General features: G+C 65.7%; 16 protein-coding genes and 2 pseudogenes. 10 read left to right on the forward strand and 8 right to left on the reverse strand.

What is annotated here, in order from left to right:
- The first annotated feature begins 43 nt into the window (after positions 1–43).
- Positions 44–976 carry a LamG domain-containing protein gene (locus AC3WLC_RS04865; RefSeq protein ID WP_493682805.1) on the forward strand — a complete coding sequence of 311 codons (933 nt, stop codon included), beginning with the start codon at positions 44–46 and terminating at the stop codon, positions 974–976.
- 24 nt (positions 977–1,000) lie between these two features.
- Here AC3WLC_RS04865 and AC3WLC_RS04870 read toward each other — a convergent pair whose 3' ends face one another.
- The 6 genes from AC3WLC_RS04870 to AC3WLC_RS04895 form a co-directional block, all read right to left on the reverse strand.
- A complete protein-coding gene (locus tag AC3WLC_RS04870) occupies positions 1,001–1,981 on the reverse strand; it encodes an ABC transporter ATP-binding protein (protein WP_493682806.1) in 981 nt (326 codons plus the stop codon).
- On the reverse strand, positions 1,978–3,018 hold the full coding sequence (locus AC3WLC_RS04875) for an ABC transporter ATP-binding protein (protein WP_493682807.1): 1,041 nt from the start codon (positions 3,016–3,018) through the stop codon (positions 1,978–1,980). Before AC3WLC_RS04875 ends, AC3WLC_RS04870 begins: the two co-directional genes overlap by 4 nt.
- 3 nt (positions 3,019–3,021) lie before the next feature.
- Positions 3,022–3,921: an ABC transporter permease gene (locus AC3WLC_RS04880; protein WP_493682808.1), complete on the reverse strand. Its 900-nt coding sequence runs from the start codon at positions 3,919–3,921 to the stop codon at positions 3,022–3,024.
- Between the two features lies 1 nt (position 3,922).
- Positions 3,923–4,876, reverse strand: coding sequence for an ABC transporter permease (locus tag AC3WLC_RS04885; protein WP_493682809.1), 954 nt, complete (start codon positions 4,874–4,876; stop codon positions 3,923–3,925).
- 24 nt (positions 4,877–4,900) lie between these two features.
- Complete coding sequence (locus AC3WLC_RS04890; RefSeq protein ID WP_493682810.1) at positions 4,901–6,499, reverse strand: ABC transporter substrate-binding protein; 1,599 nt, start codon at positions 6,497–6,499, stop codon at positions 4,901–4,903.
- A gap of 208 nt (positions 6,500–6,707) precedes the next feature.
- Complete coding sequence (locus AC3WLC_RS04895) at positions 6,708–8,360, reverse strand: ABC transporter substrate-binding protein (RefSeq protein WP_493682811.1); 1,653 nt, start codon at positions 8,358–8,360, stop codon at positions 6,708–6,710.
- Between the two features lie 402 nt (positions 8,361–8,762).
- Here AC3WLC_RS04895 and AC3WLC_RS04900 point away from each other — a divergent pair, with 402 nt between their 5' ends.
- Both AC3WLC_RS04900 and AC3WLC_RS04905 read left to right on the forward strand, forming a co-directional pair.
- On the forward strand, positions 8,763–9,422 hold the full coding sequence (locus AC3WLC_RS04900; protein WP_493682812.1) for a DUF1684 domain-containing protein: 660 nt from the start codon (positions 8,763–8,765) through the stop codon (positions 9,420–9,422).
- A gap of 159 nt (positions 9,423–9,581) precedes the next feature.
- Positions 9,582–9,982, forward strand: a pseudogene (locus AC3WLC_RS04905) (IS110 family RNA-guided transposase); the annotation flags it as partial.
- 49 nt (positions 9,983–10,031) lie between these two features.
- Here the strand turns inward: AC3WLC_RS04905 and AC3WLC_RS04910 are convergent.
- Both AC3WLC_RS04910 and AC3WLC_RS04915 read right to left on the reverse strand, forming a co-directional pair.
- On the reverse strand, positions 10,032–10,658 hold the full coding sequence (locus tag AC3WLC_RS04910) for a nitroreductase family protein (protein ID WP_493683128.1): 627 nt from the start codon (positions 10,656–10,658) through the stop codon (positions 10,032–10,034).
- A gap of 17 nt (positions 10,659–10,675) precedes the next feature.
- On the reverse strand, positions 10,676–11,509 hold the full coding sequence (locus AC3WLC_RS04915) for an MBL fold metallo-hydrolase (RefSeq protein ID WP_493682813.1): 834 nt from the start codon (positions 11,507–11,509) through the stop codon (positions 10,676–10,678).
- Between the two features lie 112 nt (positions 11,510–11,621).
- Here AC3WLC_RS04915 and AC3WLC_RS04920 point away from each other — a divergent pair.
- From AC3WLC_RS04920 to AC3WLC_RS04950, 7 genes and pseudogenes are all read left to right on the forward strand, one after another.
- Positions 11,622–11,747: pseudogene (locus AC3WLC_RS04920) on the forward strand (helix-turn-helix domain-containing protein); the annotation flags it as partial.
- 81 nt (positions 11,748–11,828) lie between these two features.
- Positions 11,829–12,509 (forward strand): substrate binding domain-containing protein, encoded by a 681-nt coding sequence (locus AC3WLC_RS04925; RefSeq protein ID WP_493683129.1) that lies wholly within the window; start codon positions 11,829–11,831, stop codon positions 12,507–12,509.
- 113 nt (positions 12,510–12,622) lie between these two features.
- The gene (locus AC3WLC_RS04930) at positions 12,623–12,958 is read left to right on the forward strand and encodes a tautomerase family protein (protein WP_493682814.1); all 336 of its coding nucleotides are present in this window, start codon (positions 12,623–12,625) and stop codon (positions 12,956–12,958) included.
- Between the two features lie 48 nt (positions 12,959–13,006).
- The gene (locus AC3WLC_RS04935; protein ID WP_493682815.1) at positions 13,007–14,623 is read left to right on the forward strand and encodes an OPT/YSL family transporter; all 1,617 of its coding nucleotides are present in this window, start codon (positions 13,007–13,009) and stop codon (positions 14,621–14,623) included.
- A gap of 28 nt (positions 14,624–14,651) precedes the next feature.
- The gene (locus AC3WLC_RS04940; protein WP_493682816.1) at positions 14,652–15,380 is read left to right on the forward strand and encodes an isochorismatase family protein; all 729 of its coding nucleotides are present in this window, start codon (positions 14,652–14,654) and stop codon (positions 15,378–15,380) included.
- Complete coding sequence (locus AC3WLC_RS04945; protein ID WP_493683130.1) at positions 15,380–15,826, forward strand: (2Fe-2S)-binding protein; 447 nt, start codon at positions 15,380–15,382, stop codon at positions 15,824–15,826. The genes AC3WLC_RS04940 and AC3WLC_RS04945 overlap by 1 nt, the downstream gene beginning before the upstream one ends.
- A 10-nt stretch (positions 15,827–15,836) precedes the next feature.
- Positions 15,837–18,005: a xanthine dehydrogenase family protein molybdopterin-binding subunit gene (locus tag AC3WLC_RS04950; RefSeq protein ID WP_493682817.1), complete on the forward strand. Its 2,169-nt coding sequence runs from the start codon at positions 15,837–15,839 to the stop codon at positions 18,003–18,005.

Genomic DNA, 18,005 nt, shown 5'->3' on the forward strand with positions numbered 1-18,005 from the left:
GGCCGCAGCCGCCTCGATCCTTCCCACCAGATGGAGACGAGCCATGCCGACCAAGCCGTCCCGCCGAACGCTCCTGCGCGCCGCCGCAGCCCTCGCGACAGCGGCAAGCGTACGCCCGACGGAAGCGGCCGCACAGCAGGATGCCGTGGACCCGACGCTCGGTCGCAGGCTCGTCTTCGATGAGTCCTTCGCCAACATCGATCCGGCGATCTGGCAGGCCGGTCCGAAGGCGACGACCCACGAGCCCGGCTTCTACGGCCGCTCGGCCTTCAGCCGCCGCGGCGGCGAGGAGGGCTTCGACCCCTACGCCATCGTCGCCGACCCGCTGGCTTCGGGCGGTCACGCACTCGAGATCTCGGCTCGTTATCTCGGCAGGCAGATGAACGTGCCCGCCTATTACGGCAACGCACTCCCGGAGTTTCAGTGGGTCTCCGGCAATCTCCAGACGGCGCGCCGCGACGGCACGATCCTGAAAGGCTGGCGCAGCGGCTATTTCGAGGCGCGGATGCGGTTCCCGGCCCATCCGCTGAGCTTTCCGGCCTTCTGGCTGATGAATGGCCGCAGCATCCTGTTCCCCAAGACCAGCGTCGAGATCGACATCGTTGAGCACAAGGGCTGGGAGCACCGGCTCTACGGCGCCTATCTGCACGAATGGGGACAGCCGGGCGAGCGCCACGAGGGTGTCGGCGTTCCCACGGAAGTTGACCTGACTAGCGGCTATTTCCGCTATGGCGGGCTGATCGAGGGCGATCGCTGCGTGCTCTATTTCGAGCGCAGGCCGATCCGCGATCCGAAGACCGGCCGCGCGATCGACTGGCGCATCGGCCGCGCGAGCGAGCTCGATGCGCAAAGCGATGTCTTCTGGCCGCTGATCACGCTCGCCTTACGGTCCGACGTGCCCTTTCCGCAGCCGCTCAGAGCGGAAGATCGTGAGGCCCGGCTGCGTGTCGATTATGTCCGCGTCTATGGCAGCTAGCCGGAGAGCTGGATGACCGGGCGCTCATGCGGGCTGAAGCGCCGCTTCGGCTTGAACGCAGCGCACGAGCCGCCCTTCGCCGAATGCTATCGCCGGAGGCAAGCTCGTCCGGCACGCATCCTGTGCCTGCTTGCAGCGTGGCGCGAATGAGCAGGAGGAAGGAACCTCGTTCAGCGGCGGTGGTGCGCCGGGGATGGCCTCCAGCCGCTCCCCCTTCCTCGCGCCATGCAGGTTCGCCGCGAGGAGACCGCGCGTATAGGGATGGCGTGGATCCCTCAGCAGCTCGCGCACCGTTCCGGTCTCGACGATCTGGCCGGCATACATCACCGCGAGCCGGTCGGAGACTTCGACGGCGACACCAATGTCGTGGGTGACGAAGATCACGCCCATGCCGAGATCGCGCTGGAGCTGGCGCAACAGCAAGAGGATCTGGATCTGAACGGTCGCGTCGAGCGCCGTCGTCGGCTCATCGGCGAGCAGGAGCTTCGGGCGGGCCGCGAGCGCCAGCGCGATCATGGCGCGCTGGCGCATGCCGCCCGACATCTCGTGCGGATAGGCCTTGAGCCGCCGCTCCGGCGAGGGAATCCGAACAAGCTCTAGCAGCTCGAGCGCGCGCTTCATCGCCGCCTTCGCGCCGATCTTCTCATGCCGCATGATCGCCTCGGCAATCTGCTCACCGACGGTATAGACCGGGTCGAGCGCGAGGGCCGGGTCCTGGAAGATCATCGAGGTGACGGCACCGCGATAGTCGGAGAGATCGGCTGGGGTCATCGCCAGCACGTCGCGGCCGTCGACCATGACTTGGCCGCCAATCTCGGTCCGGCTTTCCGGCAGGAGGCGTAGCAGCGTCTTCAGCGTCACGCTCTTGCCCGAACCGGATTCGCCGAGGATGCCGAGCACTTTGCCGGGCTCCAGCGTCAACGAGACACCGTTGACGGCATGGACCGTCTGCGCGCCCTTGAAGCGCACGGTGACGTTCTCCATCGCGACGAGAGGCGTCGTCATGCGGCACCCTCCAGCGCGGGAGCGCGGCTGTGGCCGGAGCCGGGGATTTCCATATGGCAGGCGGCGAGCCGCGCACCGCTGCCGACCGGTGTCAGCGCCGGCTTGGCCTTGGAACAGACCGTCTGGGCATGCGGACAGCGCGGGTGGAAGCGGCAGCCCTCAGGCGGGTTGATCGGGTTCGGCGGATCGCCGGCGAGCGGGGCCTCCATCGTCCGGTTGTCCGGGTCCATCGACGGCATCGCTGAAAGCAGCGCGCGCGTATAGGGATGGCGCGGATCGTCGTAGAGCTCCTCGACCGGGCCGATTTCGACGACCTCGCCAAGATACATCACCATGACGCGGTCGCTGATGAAGCGGACGACGTTGAGGTCGTGGCTGATGAAGATGTAGGTCAGCCCGAACTCCTCGCGCAGGTCCATCAGCAGGTTGAGCACCTGCGCCTCGACCGATTTATCGAGCGCCGAGACGGCTTCGTCGAGGATGACGAGGCGTGGCCCCAGCGCTAGCGCGCGGGCGATATTGACGCGCTGGCGCTGGCCGCCGGAGAGCTCGTGCGGATAGCGCGCGGCGAAGCGGGCGGGATCAAGCCCGACGCGGGCGAGCAGGTCGCGAGCCCGCAGGATCGCGCCGGACTCCGGGACCCCATGCACGATCGGGCCGAAGGCGATCGAATCCTCGATGGTGAGGCGCGGGTTCAGCGAGGCGAATGAATCCTGGAAGACCATCTGCGCCTGGCGGCGATAATCCTTCAGCGACAGCGCCCTGCTGCCGACGGCCTCGCCGTCGAACAGCATCTGGCCCTCGTCCTGCGGGATCAGCTGCATGACGACGCGCGCCGTCGTCGACTTGCCGCAGCCGGACTCGCCGACGACGCCGAGCGTCTCACCCTTCATCACCGTGAAGTCGACGCCGTCGACCGCGCGCACCACCGCGCCGCGGCCGAGCGGGAAGTGCTTGGTCAGCGTCCGTGCCTCGAGCAGTGGAGTGCCGGCGCCGCCGCGGTCGAGTCCGTCTTCGGCATGGAGCGAGAGCGACATCGGTCAGCCTTTCACGTCCATGGCCGAGCGCAGCCCGTCCGACAGCAGGTTGAAGGAGATCGAGGTGATGAAGATTGCGACGCCCGGCAGTGCGGCGACCCAGGGCTGGACATAGATCGCAGTGCGCAGCGTGTTCAGCATCAGGCCCCATTCCGGCGTCGGCGGCTTGGTGCCTAGGCCGAGGAAGGAGAGGCCGGAGGCCAGGATCATCGAGACCGAGATCAGGCTGGTGGCATAGACGAAGATCGGCCCAAGCACGTTGCCGAGCACATGGACGCGGATGATCGTGCCGGAGCCGGCCCCGGAGGCGCGCGCCGCCTCGACATAATCCATCGCCCGGACCTGCGTCGTCACGCTCTCGGCAATGCGCGCGATCGGCGGGATGAAGACGATGGTCAGCGACAGCAGCGAGTTGAAGACACCGGCGCCGAGCGCGCCCGAGAGCGCGATCGCCAGTAGCACCGAGGGGAAGGCGTAGAAGATGTCGATGGTGCGCATCGTGATCGTGTTGAACTTTCCGCCGAAGAAGCCGGCGGCGACCCCGATCAGCGAGCCGAAGCCGAAGGCGATGAAGACCGGCACCACACCCATGAACAGCGAGAGCCGGGCGCCGTGGATCAGGCGCGAGAGCATGTCGCGGCCGAGCTCGTCGGCGCCGAGCGGATAGCCCGGCGTGCCGATCGGACGCAGGCGCCGCAGCATTGAGGAGCGGGTCGGGTCGGCGGGGGCGATATAATCGGCGAAGACAGCCATCAGGATGATCAGCAGCACGACGATGCCGGCGCCGACCGCGACCTTGTCCTTGCGGAAGCGCCTGAAGACGCCGGACCAGTAGCCGGGAGAGCGCATCGGCTGCGGCAGCACCGTTGCCGGCACTGCCGCCGGAGAGGATACCGCGCTCATCTCAACGCCTCCTCACGCGGGGATCGAGCAGGCCCTGCACGATGTCAACGAGGACGTTGAGTCCGACGAAGAACATCGCCAGCACCAGGATCGTGCCCTGCAGCAGCGGCAGGTCGCGCTGGAAGATGGCGTTGCCGAGCAGGAAGCCGGTGCCTGGCCAGGAGAACACCGTCTCGATCAGGATCGATCCCCCCAGCAGATAGCCGAGCTGCAAGCCCATCACCGCGAGCGCGGTCGGCGCGGCGTTCTTCACGACATGGCGGAAGACGCCGAAATCCATCAGGCCCTTGGCGCGCAGCGCCGGCACGAACTCCTGGTTCAGGATGTCGGCGACCAGCGCGCGGACCGTGCGCGAGATGATGCCCATCGGGATCGCCGACATGGTGACCGCCGGCAGGATCATGTGGCTGACATGCTCCCAGTCCCATTTCCAGGCGGCCGAGCCGCCGGGGCCGGCGCCGCCGGGCGGCAGCCAGCCGAGCTGCACCGAGAACACGATCACCAGCACCATGCCGAGCCAGTAATGCGGGACGGAGACACCGAGCACGGCGAGCAGGGAGGCGAACTTGTCGAGGAAGGAGCCGCGGAAATAGCCGGCGACGAAGCCGAAGAAGCACCCGAGCACGAAGCCGATCACCGTAGCGAGGCAGGCGATCATCAAGGTGTTGCCGACAGCGCGCCAGACCTCGGCGGCGACCGGGCGTCCCGTCGCGATCGAGGTGCCGAGATCGCCTTGCAGCGCCTTCCAGAGCCAGAGCCCGAACTGCACCGGCAGCGGCCGGTCGAAGCCGTAGAGCTTCCTGATCTCCTCCTGCATCTGCTGCGAGGCGTCCGGCGGCAGCACCGAGGTCAGCGGGTCGCCGGGCGCGATATGGACGAGCAGGAAGCAGAACAGGCTGACGCCGAGCGCCACCGGCAGCACGTAGAGGATGCGCTTGGCGAGATAGGTCAGCATGGCCGGCCTCGCGTCATTCGCTGCTCACTTGTCCATCGAGATCGGCGAGAAGTCCTGGAACCAGTTCTGCGCCTGGACGAAGCCCCTGACCTTGGCCGACAGGGCGCGCGGATTGACGTCGTGGGTCACCATCAGAAAGAGCGCGTCGTCGACGTATTTCTCATGCGTCTTCTGGAGGATCTTCGTCTGCTCGACCGGATCGAAGGTGGTGCGGATCTGGTCGAAGAGCTTGTCCATCTCGGGGTCGCAATAGATGCCCCAATTGGTGCCCGCCGGCGGCTTCAGATCGCATTGCAGATGGCGGATGAAGCCGGTGAACGGGTCCTGGATGAAATAGGTGTAGTTCATTCCCGTCGCCTTGCGCGACGATTCATGGTTTGCGCCGGCGCGCCAGATGTTGATGAGCGTGTTCCACTCGACCACCTCGAAATCGACCTTGATGCCCACCTCGGCGAGATTCTGCTGGACGAACTCGTTCATCGGCAGGGGCTGCATCTGGCCCGAGCCGGAGGGCGAGATCAGGATCCGGGTCTGGAGCGGTTTGGCCGGAGAGTAGCCGGCCTCGGCGAGCAGCTTCTTGGCCGCCGCGGGATCGTATTTCAGCTTGAAGCTCGGCTTGCCGAACCATTGATGTCCGGGCGGATAGAAGCCTTCGGCCGGGATCATCATGCCGCCGAGCAACTCCTTCAGCCCGTCGCGGTCGATGGCGAGATTGGCCGCCTTGCGCACGCGGATGTCGTTCCAGGGCGAGCCCTCGACGCGCGAGAGATGCCAGGTCCAGTTGTGCGGATAGGCATTGGTGACGATCTTGTAGCCGGCACCTTTCAGAGACTCGACGAGATCGGGCGCCGGTGCCTCGATCCAGTCGACCTGGCCGGAGCGCAGCGCGGCGGCGCGTGCATTCGGCTCCGGCAGCGGCAGTAGCACGAGCTTGTCAAGCTTGGGCACCCGCGCCTTGTCCCAGTAGTCCTTGAACGGCGAGAGCTCGGCCCGCTCGCGCGGCTGGAACGCCGTGAGCTGCCAGGGGCCGGTGCCGGACGGCGTTTTGGCGAAGGCTTCCCAGTTCTTGCCGAGCTTCTCCCACTGCGCCGGCGAGGACATCATCACCCAGGCGAGTTGATAGGGCAGCGTCGCATCGGGAGATTTCGTGGTGATCTCGACCTTGTACTTGTCGATCACCTTGTACGCGGCGACCGCCGGGATGCGCGAGCGTCCCTGCGCCGCCTGGCGCTGGTCGAATTGCGGGCTGTCGTTCTTGAGCAGCTTGTCGAGATTCCAAACCACCGCCTCGGCCGTGAATTCGGAGCCGTCATGGAACTTCACGCCCTCGCGCAGGGTGAAGCTCCATTTGGTCTTGTCGGCCGCGTCGACGGCCCAGGCGGTGGCGAGGCCGGGCTTGAGGTCGGAGGGCTTGTCGGCGCTGGAGAGGTCCCAGTTGATCAGCGCGTCATAGACCGTATAGCCCATGAACCTCATGCCCTCGCCGCCCTGGTCGGTCTGGCCGGTAGTCAGTGGAATGTCGGAGGCGGTCATGCCGATGCGCAGCGTGCCTTGCGCGAACGCACTCTGGGCGAGGAGCGCGACGCCGGCGGCGAGCGAGAGGGCCAGGGCTGAGCGGAGCATCGGGCACCTTTGATCTGGAAGGGTTCTGAACCGGCTCAGCAAGGGCCGTGCCATATGCGCCCCTCGTCATTGCGGGGAGGCGTCAGCCGACGAAGCAATCCAGGTACAGCCGAGCGCGACGGTCTGGATTGCTTCGCTTTGCTCGCAATGACGGCAGAAGTGTCGGGATCGACCCGCTGCCGTCAGGGCGTAGCGAGAGATAGCCTCCTCACTCCATCGACATCGGCGCGAGGTCGATGAACCAGCTCTTGGGCTGGACCACGCCCTTGACCTTGGCGCTCATCGCGCGCGGGCCGACATCGTGCGCCACCCAGACGAAGGGCGCCTCCTCGACGATGCGGGCGTGGAGCTTGGCGAGCGCCGCGTCGCGCGCCGTGCCGTCGAAGGAAGTGCGGGCGTCGGCGATCAGCTTGTCGAACTCGTCATTGCCGAAATAGCCCCAGTTGTTGGAGACCGGCGGGAAGGTCTTGGTCGAGACGAAGCGGACCATGGCGAAGAACGGATCCATCGCCGCATAGGTGACATTGGTGGCGTTGGCGCCGCGCGCATTGGCGTGCTTGGCGCCTTCGCGCCAGTTGGTGAAGACGGCGTTCCACTCGCCGACCTCGAGCGCAACGTCAAAATAGCAGTCCTTCAGCGCTTGCTGCATGAACTCGTTCATCGGCAATGGCTGCATCTGGCCGGAGCCCGAGGCCGAGGTCAGCACCTTCACCTTCGCCGGCTTCGACGCCGAGAAGCCGGCCTCGGTCATCAGCTTCTTGGCGGCGTCGAGGTCGTATTTGATCTCGAATTTCGGATTGCCCCACCAGGGGTGGCCGGGCGGCACCGTGCCCTTCGGCACCTCCATCAGTCCGCCGAGCAGCGTCTTCAGCTCCTCGCGGTTGACGCAAAGATTGGCGGCGTGACGCACCTTCTTGTCGAGCCAGACCGAGCCGTCGGCGAAGGAGAGCTGCCAGGGCCAAACATGCGGCTGGGCATTAGTATAGAGCGAGAACCCGCGCTGCTTGATCTGCGGCACGGCGTCGGGCGCCGGCGCCTCGATCCAGTCGACCTGGCCGGAGAGCAGGGCGGCGGTGCGGGCGTTCGCCTCCGGCAGCGGCAGCAGCACGACCCGGTCGACCTTCGGAATCCGCTTCTCATCCCAATAGGCCTTGTTGGCGACCATCTCGAAGCGTTCGCGTGGGACGAGCCGCACGCCCTTGAACGGGCCGGTGCCCGACGGATCGGCCGAGAAGGAGGCCCAGGCCTGCTTCGAACGTTCGGCGGCGTCGGTCACCGACGCGGGGACAGCAGCGAGCTTGGCGGCCCAATGCGTGGGCGAGGCCATGTAGAGATTGGTCAGGTTGATCGGCAGGAAAGCATCAGGCTCGGATGTCGCCAGCTCGACGGTGAGCGGGTCGATTGCCTTGGCCGACTTCAAGGTCGGCATGCGCGAGACGGTGACGCCTACTTGGTCGGCAGCAAAGTGAGCCGCCTCTTTGTTGAGCACTTTCTCGACATTCCAGACCACCGCGGCGGCATCGAAGGCCGAACCGTCCTGGAACTTGACGCCCGGGCGCAGCTTGAACACCCATCTGGTCTTATCGCTGGCGTCGACCGCCCATTCGGTGGCGAGGCCGGGGATGACGACGCTGGCCTTGTCGGCAGAGGACAGGTCCCAATTGGTCAGCCCGTCATACATCGGGATGCCGGTGAAGCGATTGCCTTCGAAACCCTGGTCGGGCTGGCCGTGCGTGCGCGGGATATCGGCGGCGGTCATGCCGATGCGCAGGACTTTCTCCTGCGCAAGCGCGGCGCCCGCGAGCGCGGTCGAGAAGCCGACCGCCAGCACGGCGGCACGAGTGATGGGTGTGGACGACATGACAGTGCTCCCCTCGAAGCCCGGCGTTGGTTCGCGCGGATCGCGGGTGAGCTAGCAACGGACATGCCATTAGCTCGGGCCGCCGAAGAGAAGGCATCTGCCGCAGCACCACACCGGCTTGAAGCGCCTCTCCGGAATCTCCGCTATCTGGAGTGGTGCCGAAGTCAGCTACTGGCGCATCTTGTCCGCAACAGCGTCCGGGCTTGCGGCGTTCATCTGTGGCGATCACCCATTCTGGAGGTTCGTATCAACTGTTCGCTCGTTTCGCTCCGTCGAAACGCTGAGGCTCGCGCTCAGAAGGCGTTCTGGGTTCTGATCAGCCCAAGCGCAGCAAATTATCCGTTCAATCCCATGAACCAGCCGACAGGTTTCCCGTTCTAGCAGGAGCCCGGAGCGCCATTGATGACCGAAGACGTTCTTCCATCTGCCGATACGCCTTCGCCGGAAAAATGGCTCGGCGCAATATCGAGCCTGCATGACTGGCGGCGACGCATTGCTGATCTCTATGCATCGGTGAGGACAATGCCAGCCCAGCAAGCTTGGGCTCATTGGCGAAATGTGCGGGACGGCTTGTTTCGTGAGCACGCGCAGTCGCCTTTAACGTCGGACCGTCGCGCATCGTTTCGGGCGCTGGACTATTTCGCCTATGATCCGGCGCAGCGCTTCGCCGTCACGCTGGAGCCAGCTTCTCATCGCGAGACGATCGATATCGAAGTCGGCAACGATGGCCGAATGAGGATTGTGCCGTATGCCTTGACCCGCGGGCTCGGCGAGGCGCTCGGCGCCGAACTGACGCTCTATTGGATCGAGGGTTATGGGGGTGGGGTATTCCTACCTTTCGGCGATGCGACGAACAGGAACGAGACATTTCCCGGCGGACGCTATTTGCTGGACACGATCAAGGGCGCGGATCTCGGCGCATCCGATGACGGCCGAATGATCCTGGATTTCAATTTCGCCTATTACCCTTCCTGCGCCTATTCGGAGGCGTGGGTATGTCCACTCTCGCCTCCCGAAAACCGATTGCCGGTTGCGATCCGCGCTGGCGAACGCACCCCATAAATTCTCAGGATCAAACTTCTGTTCGGCGCCAGGGCGGATGCGGGCCCATGACAAATCGAGACGTCCGCTCTCCGGCTGAGAAGGAATGTCGGCTTCTGATGCTGTGGACGGCTCTCCAGCCCCGCGGGAGCGTAAGCTCTCGCAGAGATGGAGGAGAGCATGGATCAGGCAGTCACGATCGGGTTGGACATCGCGAAGTCGGTCTTTCAGGTTCATGGGGTCGACCGGAGTGGCGTTGTCGTCGTCCGGCGGCAGCTTCGGCGAGTGCAGCTGCTTGCGTTCTTCGCCAAGCTGCCGGCTTGCCTGGTCGGTATCGAAGCTTGCGCCACGGGACATCATGGGCGCGCGAGTTGACCAACCTCGGCCACCAGGTCCGGCTGATGCCGCCGAGCTATGTGAAGCCCTACGTCAAGCGGCAGAAGAACGACGCAGCCGATGCCGAGGCGATCTGTGAGGCCGTGACCCGCCCGACCATGCGCTTCGTCGAGGTGAAGAGCGTCGAGCAGCAGAGCATCATGGTGCTGCATCGGGTTCGCCTGATGCTCAACCGCGAGGTAACCGCTTATGAAACGCGGCGGGGGAGTACGCGGCGTGGCCGGCGGTGGCCTGTCAGTCGCCGAAACGCCCCGCCGATACGAATTTCGAGACGGGATCGCGAGAACTTGGCGTTTCCCGCGCCTGCAATGCTGCTGGCAGCGACGCCTTGTCTCCTATCCTTCCGATCGCGATCGTCGCCTCGACACGGTAACCTTCGGGAACCATCAGTCTTTGAATGCAGAGATCGCGATCGGTTATCGCCATGCAGTGTGTGTTCCAGCCATTCATCGCCGCCTGCAGCGCAAAGCTTGCCCAGGCCGCGCCTGCGTCGAAGGAGTGGTTATAGGCGGGCGTTTCCTCCGTAGAGCCGGGGCGGAGCATCTTGGTCTTCGACAAGACTGTGACGAGCGCAGCCGCCTCGCCGGCCCAACTCTGGTTGAACTCGCTGAGCGGCGCGAGGAAGTTCGTCCAGTCCTCGCTGCCGCGGCGGGCATAGACGAAGCGCCAAGGCTGCGAATTGTAGGAGGAGGGCGCCCAGCGCGCCGCCTCAAAACACCGCATCAATTCGGCTTCACTGATCTCATCTGGCGTAAAGGCCCGGGGCGACCACCGCTCCAGGAACAGCGGGTCGATGGCATGGTCGGCAATACGGCCGTTGCTTGCGACGGGCAGGGCAGGGGTGGTGGTCGGACTGTGCATCTGCACGGCAGCGTTCGTCATTGGGCGGTTTCCTGAGCGGTGCTGATGTTCATCTCGACTCCTGGCCCATGGATGTGTCGCTCTACCGAGCGGGCGACCGCCGCCTTGGCATCGGTTTCGATGTCGCCGCGGCCCCAGAACGCCGAATGGAGCGAATCGAACTCTAGTTCGTCGAAGCGTGCGCCCAAGCGCCTGACCTCGGCGGCCGGGAGCGGTACGTAATTCGGGTAGGACCACATGAACGAGACGTGCCGGCGATCCCAGGTGACGAGGACGGTGTCGCCCACCAGCAAAGTCCTGCGCTCGGGCAGATGCAGCACGCTGTTGCCCGGGAAATGCCCGCCGAAGCGATGCAGATTCGCGCCGGGTAGAAGCTCATGCCTGTCGCCTTGCCAGAAGGTCAGGCGCGGATCGGGATCGACCACCCATTGCCGGTCGGATTCATGGACGAAGACGGGACAGTTGAAGGCCGCGCCCCATTGCGCCATGGCGCTGTAGAAGTGCGGATGCGACATGGCGACCGCCTTCAGGCCGCCGAATGAATTGATGATCGCGACCGTCGCGGCATCGAGGTAGCTGACACAGTCCCACAACACGTTGCCGGCCGGTGTGATCACCAGGAAGGCACGCTGGCCGATGGAAAATTGCGGCATGGTCCAGAGGCCGAAGAGGCCGGGCGAAACCTCGCGAAACGCGTTGAAGCGGCCGACGGCGAGCTCAGCCGGCGTGACCCATTCCTGGCCGGCTTTCGGGACGAACTGGCGGTCGTCCTCGCAGATCAGGCAGTGGCTCGGCGGGGCGGCACTGTCTGGATAGCGGATTCCGCAGGCCTTGCAGAAATAGTGCGGCATGGTCGGCTCTCGTGAGTGACAGGCATTGCCCGTGAGCCCAAACCGTCATCTATTTTGATTCCGTAGGGAATGCCTGCCTCGGAAGCATCACTCATTACTCTGGGTGTCCAAAGTGGATCGTTTTACCGCACTCAAGGTTTTCCGCCAGGTCGTCGAAGCCGGCAGCTTCGCGGCGGCGTCGCGCCAGCTCGGTCTTTCGCCAGCTGCGATCAGCAAGAATATCGGCGAGCTCGAGGCGCATCTCGGGGCCCGCCTGTTCAATCGAACCACACGGCGTCTCAGTCGCACCGAGGCTGGCTCGCACTACTACGACTCCGTGGTGCGCATCCTCGACGAACTCTCCGAAGCCGACGCCGCGCTGGGACCGCTGCAACACCGACCGAGCGGCTTGCTGCGGGTCGCCGCGCCGGCGACGCTGACCTTGATCCGGCTGTCGGCGGCGATGCCGCGCTTCCTCGAGCAGTATCCCGATCTATCCGTCGATCTGCATATGGACAGCCGCCGGATCAACCTGGTCGAGGAAGGCTTCGACATCGCGATCCGGGCCAGCGACAATCTCCTCGATTCCAGCCTGATCGCTCGCAAGCTGATGACGATGCAGCAGGTAGTCTGTGGCGCGCCGGCCTATTTTGCTCGCAATGGCCGGCCGGAACGGCCGGCAGATCTGCAAAAACACAACTGCCTCAAGTTCTCGCTGTCCGGCCACGTCGACGATTGGGAGTTTCGTAAGGGAGCGGACCACGTGCGCGTGCCAGTGTCGGGTCGCTATCGCGCGACCTCCAGCCTCGCCGTGCGCGACGCGGTCCGCGCCGGCTTCGGCCTGACCCTGCTCCCGAGCATCTATATCCGCGACGATCTCGAACAGGGCCTCCTGCAGACCACGCTCGACGATTGGACCGCGGTGCAATCCTCGGTCTACGCCGTCTATCCTTCGCGCCGTCACGTGCCGGGAAAAGTGCGCGCCTTCCTCGACTTCGTCGTCGGGGAGCTGGCCGACTAGACCGGTCGACGTGCACATTCGCTACCAATAGTAATTAGTTCTGCTTCCAGCAGCGATATTGTTGCTTGTTGACCCGTGAATGACACTCCCGTGACGTGTTCCGGGAGTGTGCGATGCCCAGTATCAGAATCGAAGCCGGGGCCGGGCTGCAGGCGCAGCGCTCGGCGGTCATGCTGGCGGTGAGCGAGGCCTGCCTTTCGCCGCTCGGCGTTCATGCGGGCCAGAACGACGTCGTGATGACTTGTCATGGCCCCGGCGAACGTCTCGTCGGCGAAGGTCGTTCCGAGAGCTTCTGCCGCATTGAGATCTACATGCTGGCCGGCCGTAACTCGGCCCAAAAGACCGAGCTGCGCTCCGCCATCGTCCAGAGCCTGGCGCCATTCGGCATTGCCGACGACGACCTCAAACTCATCGTGACCGACGTCCCGCCGGCCAATCTCGGCCGCTGACGACCGCGGCGCGCCAGATCAACAAACCAACAAATCCGGGGGAAGCGCATGCATGACAGGACCCAGGTCGCGACCGAGCGACATCCGAGCGTTCTGACGCCGTCGACATTGATCCTGATCCTGCTGCTGAGCCTTTTCGGCGCGTTGATCGGCCTGCAACTGATCGTCACACTAGGCGTCACCCCGAACACCTCCCTGATTGGCGTACTCGTCGCGATGGCGCTGGCGCGCGTGCCGGTCGGCCTGTTCCTGCGCTATCGCTCGGTCCATGTGCAGAACCTAGCCCAGAGCGCCACGGCGGCCGCGACCTTCGGCGCCGCCAATTGCTTGCTGGTGCCGATCGGCGTGCCCTTCGTGCTCGGCCGGCCCGATCTCATCCCGGCAATGCTGGCGGGCGCCTTCCTGGCGATGCTGCTCGACGCCTATCTGCTCTATCGCCTGTTCAATTCGCGCCTGTTTCCCGCCTCCGGAGCCTGGCCGCTCGGTGTTGCCATTGCCGAGACGATCAGGGCCGGCGATCAGGGCGGCAGCAAGCTCGTCTTGATGGGTGTCGGCCTTGCCGTCGGTATCGTTGGGGCGCTGTTCAAGGTGCCGATGTCTGCCTTCGGCTTCGCCTTTCTCGGCAATATCTGGGCGTTGTCGATGTTCGGCATCGGCCTGCTGCTTCGTGGCTATGCCGGCGTGATCTTCGATCTGCCGGGCCTGTCGGCGATCGTGCCCAAGGGCGACCTGATGGCGGCCTATGTGCCGCATGGCGTGCTGATCGGTGCGAGCCTCGTCGTCATCGTCGAGATCAGCCGGCTGATGCTGCGGCGCGAGCCGGCCAGGGTCGTCGACGCCACTGAGGTCTCGCCAACGGCGCTGAAGCATTCGCTCGGTTTTGGCACCGCCTGCTATCTCGTCATCGCGCTCATCATCGCGCTCGCCGGCGGCCTGATCAGCGAGATGTCGCTCGGCATGCTGCTGCTTTTCCTCGTCTACGCCGCGTTCGCCGCCTATGTGCATGAGCTGATCGTTGGCCTGGCGGCGATGCATTCCGGCTATTTCCCGGCTTTCGCGGTGGCGCTTGTCACGCTGATCGTCGGCATCCTGATCGGCTTTCCGCTGCCGGCCCTGGCGCTGCTCGCCGGCTTCTCGGTTGCCACCGGCCCGGCCTTCGCCGATATGGGCTTCAACCTGAAGGCGGGCTACATCCTGCGCGGCGAGGGCCAGGATCCGGCCTTCGAGCTGGAAGGCCGCCGCCAGCAGCTCTTTGCCGGCATGCTCGGCTTCCTCGTCGCAGGCGCCTGCGTCGCGCTGCTCTATCCGAGCTTCTTTGCCCAGAATCTCGTCCCACCGGTCGATAAGGTCTATGCCGCGACGATTCAGGCCGGCGCCTCGGCGAGCGTCGCCTGGTCGCTGCTGATCTGGGCGATCCCCGGCGCGATCTTGCAACTGCTCGGCGGGCCCAAGCGCCAGCTCGGCGTGCTGCTCGCCACGGGCCTCCTGATCAACTCGCCGCTCGCCGGCTGGGCCGTGGCGGTCGCGATCGCCTTGCGCGTGATCTGGGGCCGACTGCGTGGGCCGGGCAGCGAAGCCGACATGCAGGTCTTCGCCGCGGGCGCGATCGCCGGCGACGTCCTGTTCAACTTCTGCGACGCGCTGCTCAAAGCCTTCCGGCGTTGAGTGGCCCGCACGATCGGAGATATCTGCGATGACTCAGCAACCCGCCTTGCCCTGGCAGGGCGTCGTTCCCCCCGAGGAGGAGCGGCGCTACGCCGCCGCCGGCTTTGGCCAGCGCGGCGGCTGTGGTCGCAAGCCAGCGCTGCTGGTGATCGACGTGCAGTACCGCACCACCGGCAGTGTGCCGATGCCTTACGATGAGGCGGTGCGCGAATACCCGACCGCCTGCGGCGATGCCGCCTGGAACGCGGTCGGGCAGATCCAGCCGCTGCTTGGCGCCTTCCGCCGGCTCGGCCTGCCGGTGCTCTACCCCCATGTCGCGCCCAAGGATGCGCAGACCGATGCCGGCCGCCTCGCCGCCAAGGTGCCGGCGATGTTCGGGGTCGATGCGCGAGGCTACGACTTCGTCGCGGAGATCGCGCCGCAAGCGGGCGACCTGCTGCTGCCGAAGAAGCATCCCAGCGCCTTCTTCGGCACGCCGTTGCTCAGCCACCTGATCGACCTTGGGGTCGACACGCTGTTCGTCACCGGCTGCAGCACCAGCGGCTGCGTCCGCGCCTCGGTGGTCGACGCCTTCTCCTATAATTTCCGGGTCGTCGTACCGCAGGATTGCGTCTTCGACCGCAGCCCGACCTCGCATGCGGTCAACCTCTTCGACATGAATGCCAAATATGCGGACGTCGTCCCGGTCGCGGAGGGGCTCGCCATGCTCGCCGCCGTGCCGCAAGGCGATGCGGCTGCGGCTGGAGCTGCTTCGTGATCAGGCTAACCGTGAACGGGGCAGCCCATGCCGCCGATGTCGATGGCGACACCCCGCTGCTCTGGCTGCTGCGCGATGTCCTCGGCCTGACCGGCACAAAGTTCGGCTGTGGTGCGGGGCTTTGCGGCGCATGCACCGTTCATATCGACGGTAATCCGGTGCGCGCCTGCATCACGGCAGCCGAGGAGGCCGAAGGCCGGCAGATCACGACGATCGAAGGCGTGTTCTCGACCCCTCAGGGCAAGGCGCTGCGCCAGGCCTGGCTCGACCTCGACGTGGTGCAATGCGGCTATTGCCAACCCGGCCAGATCATGTCGGCGACCGCGCTGCTGGCGGCTATACCGCGACCGAACGATGCCGAAATCGATGCGGCGATGACCGGCAATATCTGTCGCTGCGGCACCTATCAGCGCATTCGCGCCGCGATCCACTGTGCAGCCGGATGATATGTCCCACATGACCATGGTTGTTCCCGAGGCGGCCCTGAGCCGCCGCGACCTGCTGAAACTGGCCGGCGGTCTTGTTGTCGCCGTCGCCTTGCCGATGCATGCCGACGGGCAGCATGTTGCAAGCACAGTCGGTTTCGCGCCGAACGCCTTCATCCGCATCGACCGGCGGGGGCTTGTGACGTTGGTGATGCCGATGGCCGAGATGGGCCAGGGCATCCACACCGCTCTCTCCATGCTGCTCGCCGAGGAACTCGAGATCGGTCTCGAGACAGTGCGCCTCGAACAGGCCCCGGCGGACGATGCGCTCTATGGCAACGCGGTGCTCGGCGGTGTGCAATCGACCGGAAACTCCGCGTCTATCCGCGCCTTCTGGCAACCCTTGCGGCAGGCGGGCTCGACGGCGCGGGGCCTGCTGATTGCGGCGGCGGCTAAGCGCTGGCAGGTCGAGCCCGCCACACTGCATGCGGGCCTTGGCGCCGTCATCGATCCATCCAGCGGGCAGCGTCTCGGCTACGGCGATCTTGCCGAAGCGGCTTCGCAGCTGCCGCTTTCCGCCGCTGCTGGCAGCAAGCCCAAGGATAGCTCCAGCTATCGCCTGATCGGCAAGCCGCTGCGCCGTATCGAAGGTGCGGCGAAGGTCGATGGCAGTGCCGTCTTCGGCCTAGATGTCCGCCCGCCCGGTCTGCGTGTCGCCGCGATCGCGATCTCGCCGGTCTCCGGCGGCAAGCCGAGCGGGCTCGACCGGGCCGCCGCGCTTGCGGTCAAGGACGTGAGCCAGGTCGTGGTGACGGATGAGGCTGTCGCCGTTGTCGCCGCGCATACGGGCGCCGCCTACAAGGGCCTGGAGGCCGCTGCGGTCCGCTGGGACGACGGCGTGAATGGCGATGTCGACAGCGCGATGCTCGTCAGGGAGCTCGAGCAGGCTTCGCGCCATCCCGGCGCGATTGCGCGTAAGGAAGGCAATGCGCGGGCCGCACTCGCCCGGGCCGCGCGCCGGCTCGAAGCCATCTACGAAATGCCATTCCTCGCCCACACGGCGATGGAGCCGATGAACTGCACCGTCGAAGTCGGCAAGGAGCGCTGCGACATCTGGGTCGGCACGCAGGTTCCGACGATCGCGCAGGCGGTGGCAGCCGCGATCACCGGCCTGCCCAAGAGCGCGGTCCATATCCACAACCAGCTCCTCGGCGGTAGCTTCGGCCGGCGCCTCGAGGTCGATGGCATCGCCCAGGCTGTGAAGATCGCTGGGCAAGTCGAAGGGCCGGTCAAGGTGGTCTGGAGCCGGTCCGAGGATGTCCGGCACGATATGTACCGGCCCTATTACTATGACCGCATCTCCGCCGGGCTTGATGCCGGCGGCCGGCCGACAGCCTGGACGCATCGCATCGCCGGCTCCTCGATCCTGTCGCGCTATTTCCCGCCGGCGGTGAAAAATGGTGTCGACCCTGATGCGGTCGAGGGCGCGGCCGACATGATCTACGGCGTGCCCAATCTGTTCGTCGACTATGTCCGGGTCGAACCGCGCGGCGTCCCGACCTCATGGTGGCGGGGCGTCGGTGCGACGCATAACGTCTTCGTGGTCGAGAGCTTCATCGACGAATTGGCAGCCGCTGCGGGCATCGATCCTCTCGCCTATCGCAGGCAGCTCATCCCCGGCCAGCACGCGCGGGCACGCGCCGTGCTCGACCTTGCTGCCGCCAAGGCCGGTTGGGGGGCAGCCCTGCCAGCGCACCAGGGCCGCGGCATTGCCGTGCAGTTCGCCTTCGGCAGCTATCTCGCCATGGTGGCGGAGGTCGAGGTTGCCGCCGATGGCGCGGTCAAGGTCAGGCGGCTCGTCTGCGCCGTCGATTGCGGGGTTGCGATCAACCCCGACACTACCGCGGCACAGATCGAGGGCGGCGCTGTCTATGGCCTGACGGCGGCCCTGCACGGTGCGATCACCTTCCGGGATGGCCGCGTCGAACAGGGAAACTTCGACGACTACCCGGCCCTGCGGATCGACGAGGTTCCGCGCGTCGAGACGCACCTGATCGACAGTGGAGCGGGGCCGGGCGGGATCGGCGAGGTCGCGACCGCCATCGTCGCACCTGCCGTGACCAATGCCATCTTCGCCGCGACGGGCAAGCGCATCCGCAAGCTGCCGATCGGTACCGCTTTCCTGCGGGCGGAGCGGTGA

This window comes from Allobosea sp. GW821-FHT03A12 (assembly GCF_058986765.1).

Bases quoted from the DNA above. Each gene is read 5' to 3' on its own strand.
- AC3WLC_RS04865 (WP_493682805.1), top strand. From the start codon at position 44: ATGCCGACCAAGCCGTCCCGCCGAACGCTCCTGCGCGCCGCCGCAGCC.
- AC3WLC_RS04870 (WP_493682806.1), bottom strand. From the start codon at position 1,981: ATGACGACGCCTCTCGTCGCGATGGAGAACGTCACCGTGCGCTTCAAG.
- AC3WLC_RS04875 (WP_493682807.1), bottom strand. From the start codon at position 3,018: ATGTCGCTCTCGCTCCATGCCGAAGACGGACTCGACCGCGGCGGCGCC.
- AC3WLC_RS04880 (WP_493682808.1), bottom strand. From the start codon at position 3,921: ATGAGCGCGGTATCCTCTCCGGCGGCAGTGCCGGCAACGGTGCTGCCG.
- AC3WLC_RS04885 (WP_493682809.1), bottom strand. From the start codon at position 4,876: ATGCTGACCTATCTCGCCAAGCGCATCCTCTACGTGCTGCCGGTGGCG.
- AC3WLC_RS04890 (WP_493682810.1), bottom strand. From the start codon at position 6,499: ATGCTCCGCTCAGCCCTGGCCCTCTCGCTCGCCGCCGGCGTCGCGCTC.
- AC3WLC_RS04895 (WP_493682811.1), bottom strand. From the start codon at position 8,360: ATGTCGTCCACACCCATCACTCGTGCCGCCGTGCTGGCGGTCGGCTTC.
- AC3WLC_RS04900 (WP_493682812.1), top strand. From the start codon at position 8,763: ATGACCGAAGACGTTCTTCCATCTGCCGATACGCCTTCGCCGGAAAAA.
- AC3WLC_RS04910 (WP_493683128.1), bottom strand. From the start codon at position 10,658: ATGCACAGTCCGACCACCACCCCTGCCCTGCCCGTCGCAAGCAACGGC.
- AC3WLC_RS04915 (WP_493682813.1), bottom strand. From the start codon at position 11,509: ATGCCGCACTATTTCTGCAAGGCCTGCGGAATCCGCTATCCAGACAGT.
- AC3WLC_RS04930 (WP_493682814.1), top strand. From the start codon at position 12,623: ATGCCCAGTATCAGAATCGAAGCCGGGGCCGGGCTGCAGGCGCAGCGC.
- AC3WLC_RS04935 (WP_493682815.1), top strand. From the start codon at position 13,007: ATGCATGACAGGACCCAGGTCGCGACCGAGCGACATCCGAGCGTTCTG.
- AC3WLC_RS04940 (WP_493682816.1), top strand. From the start codon at position 14,652: ATGACTCAGCAACCCGCCTTGCCCTGGCAGGGCGTCGTTCCCCCCGAG.
- AC3WLC_RS04950 (WP_493682817.1), top strand. From the start codon at position 15,837: ATGACCATGGTTGTTCCCGAGGCGGCCCTGAGCCGCCGCGACCTGCTG.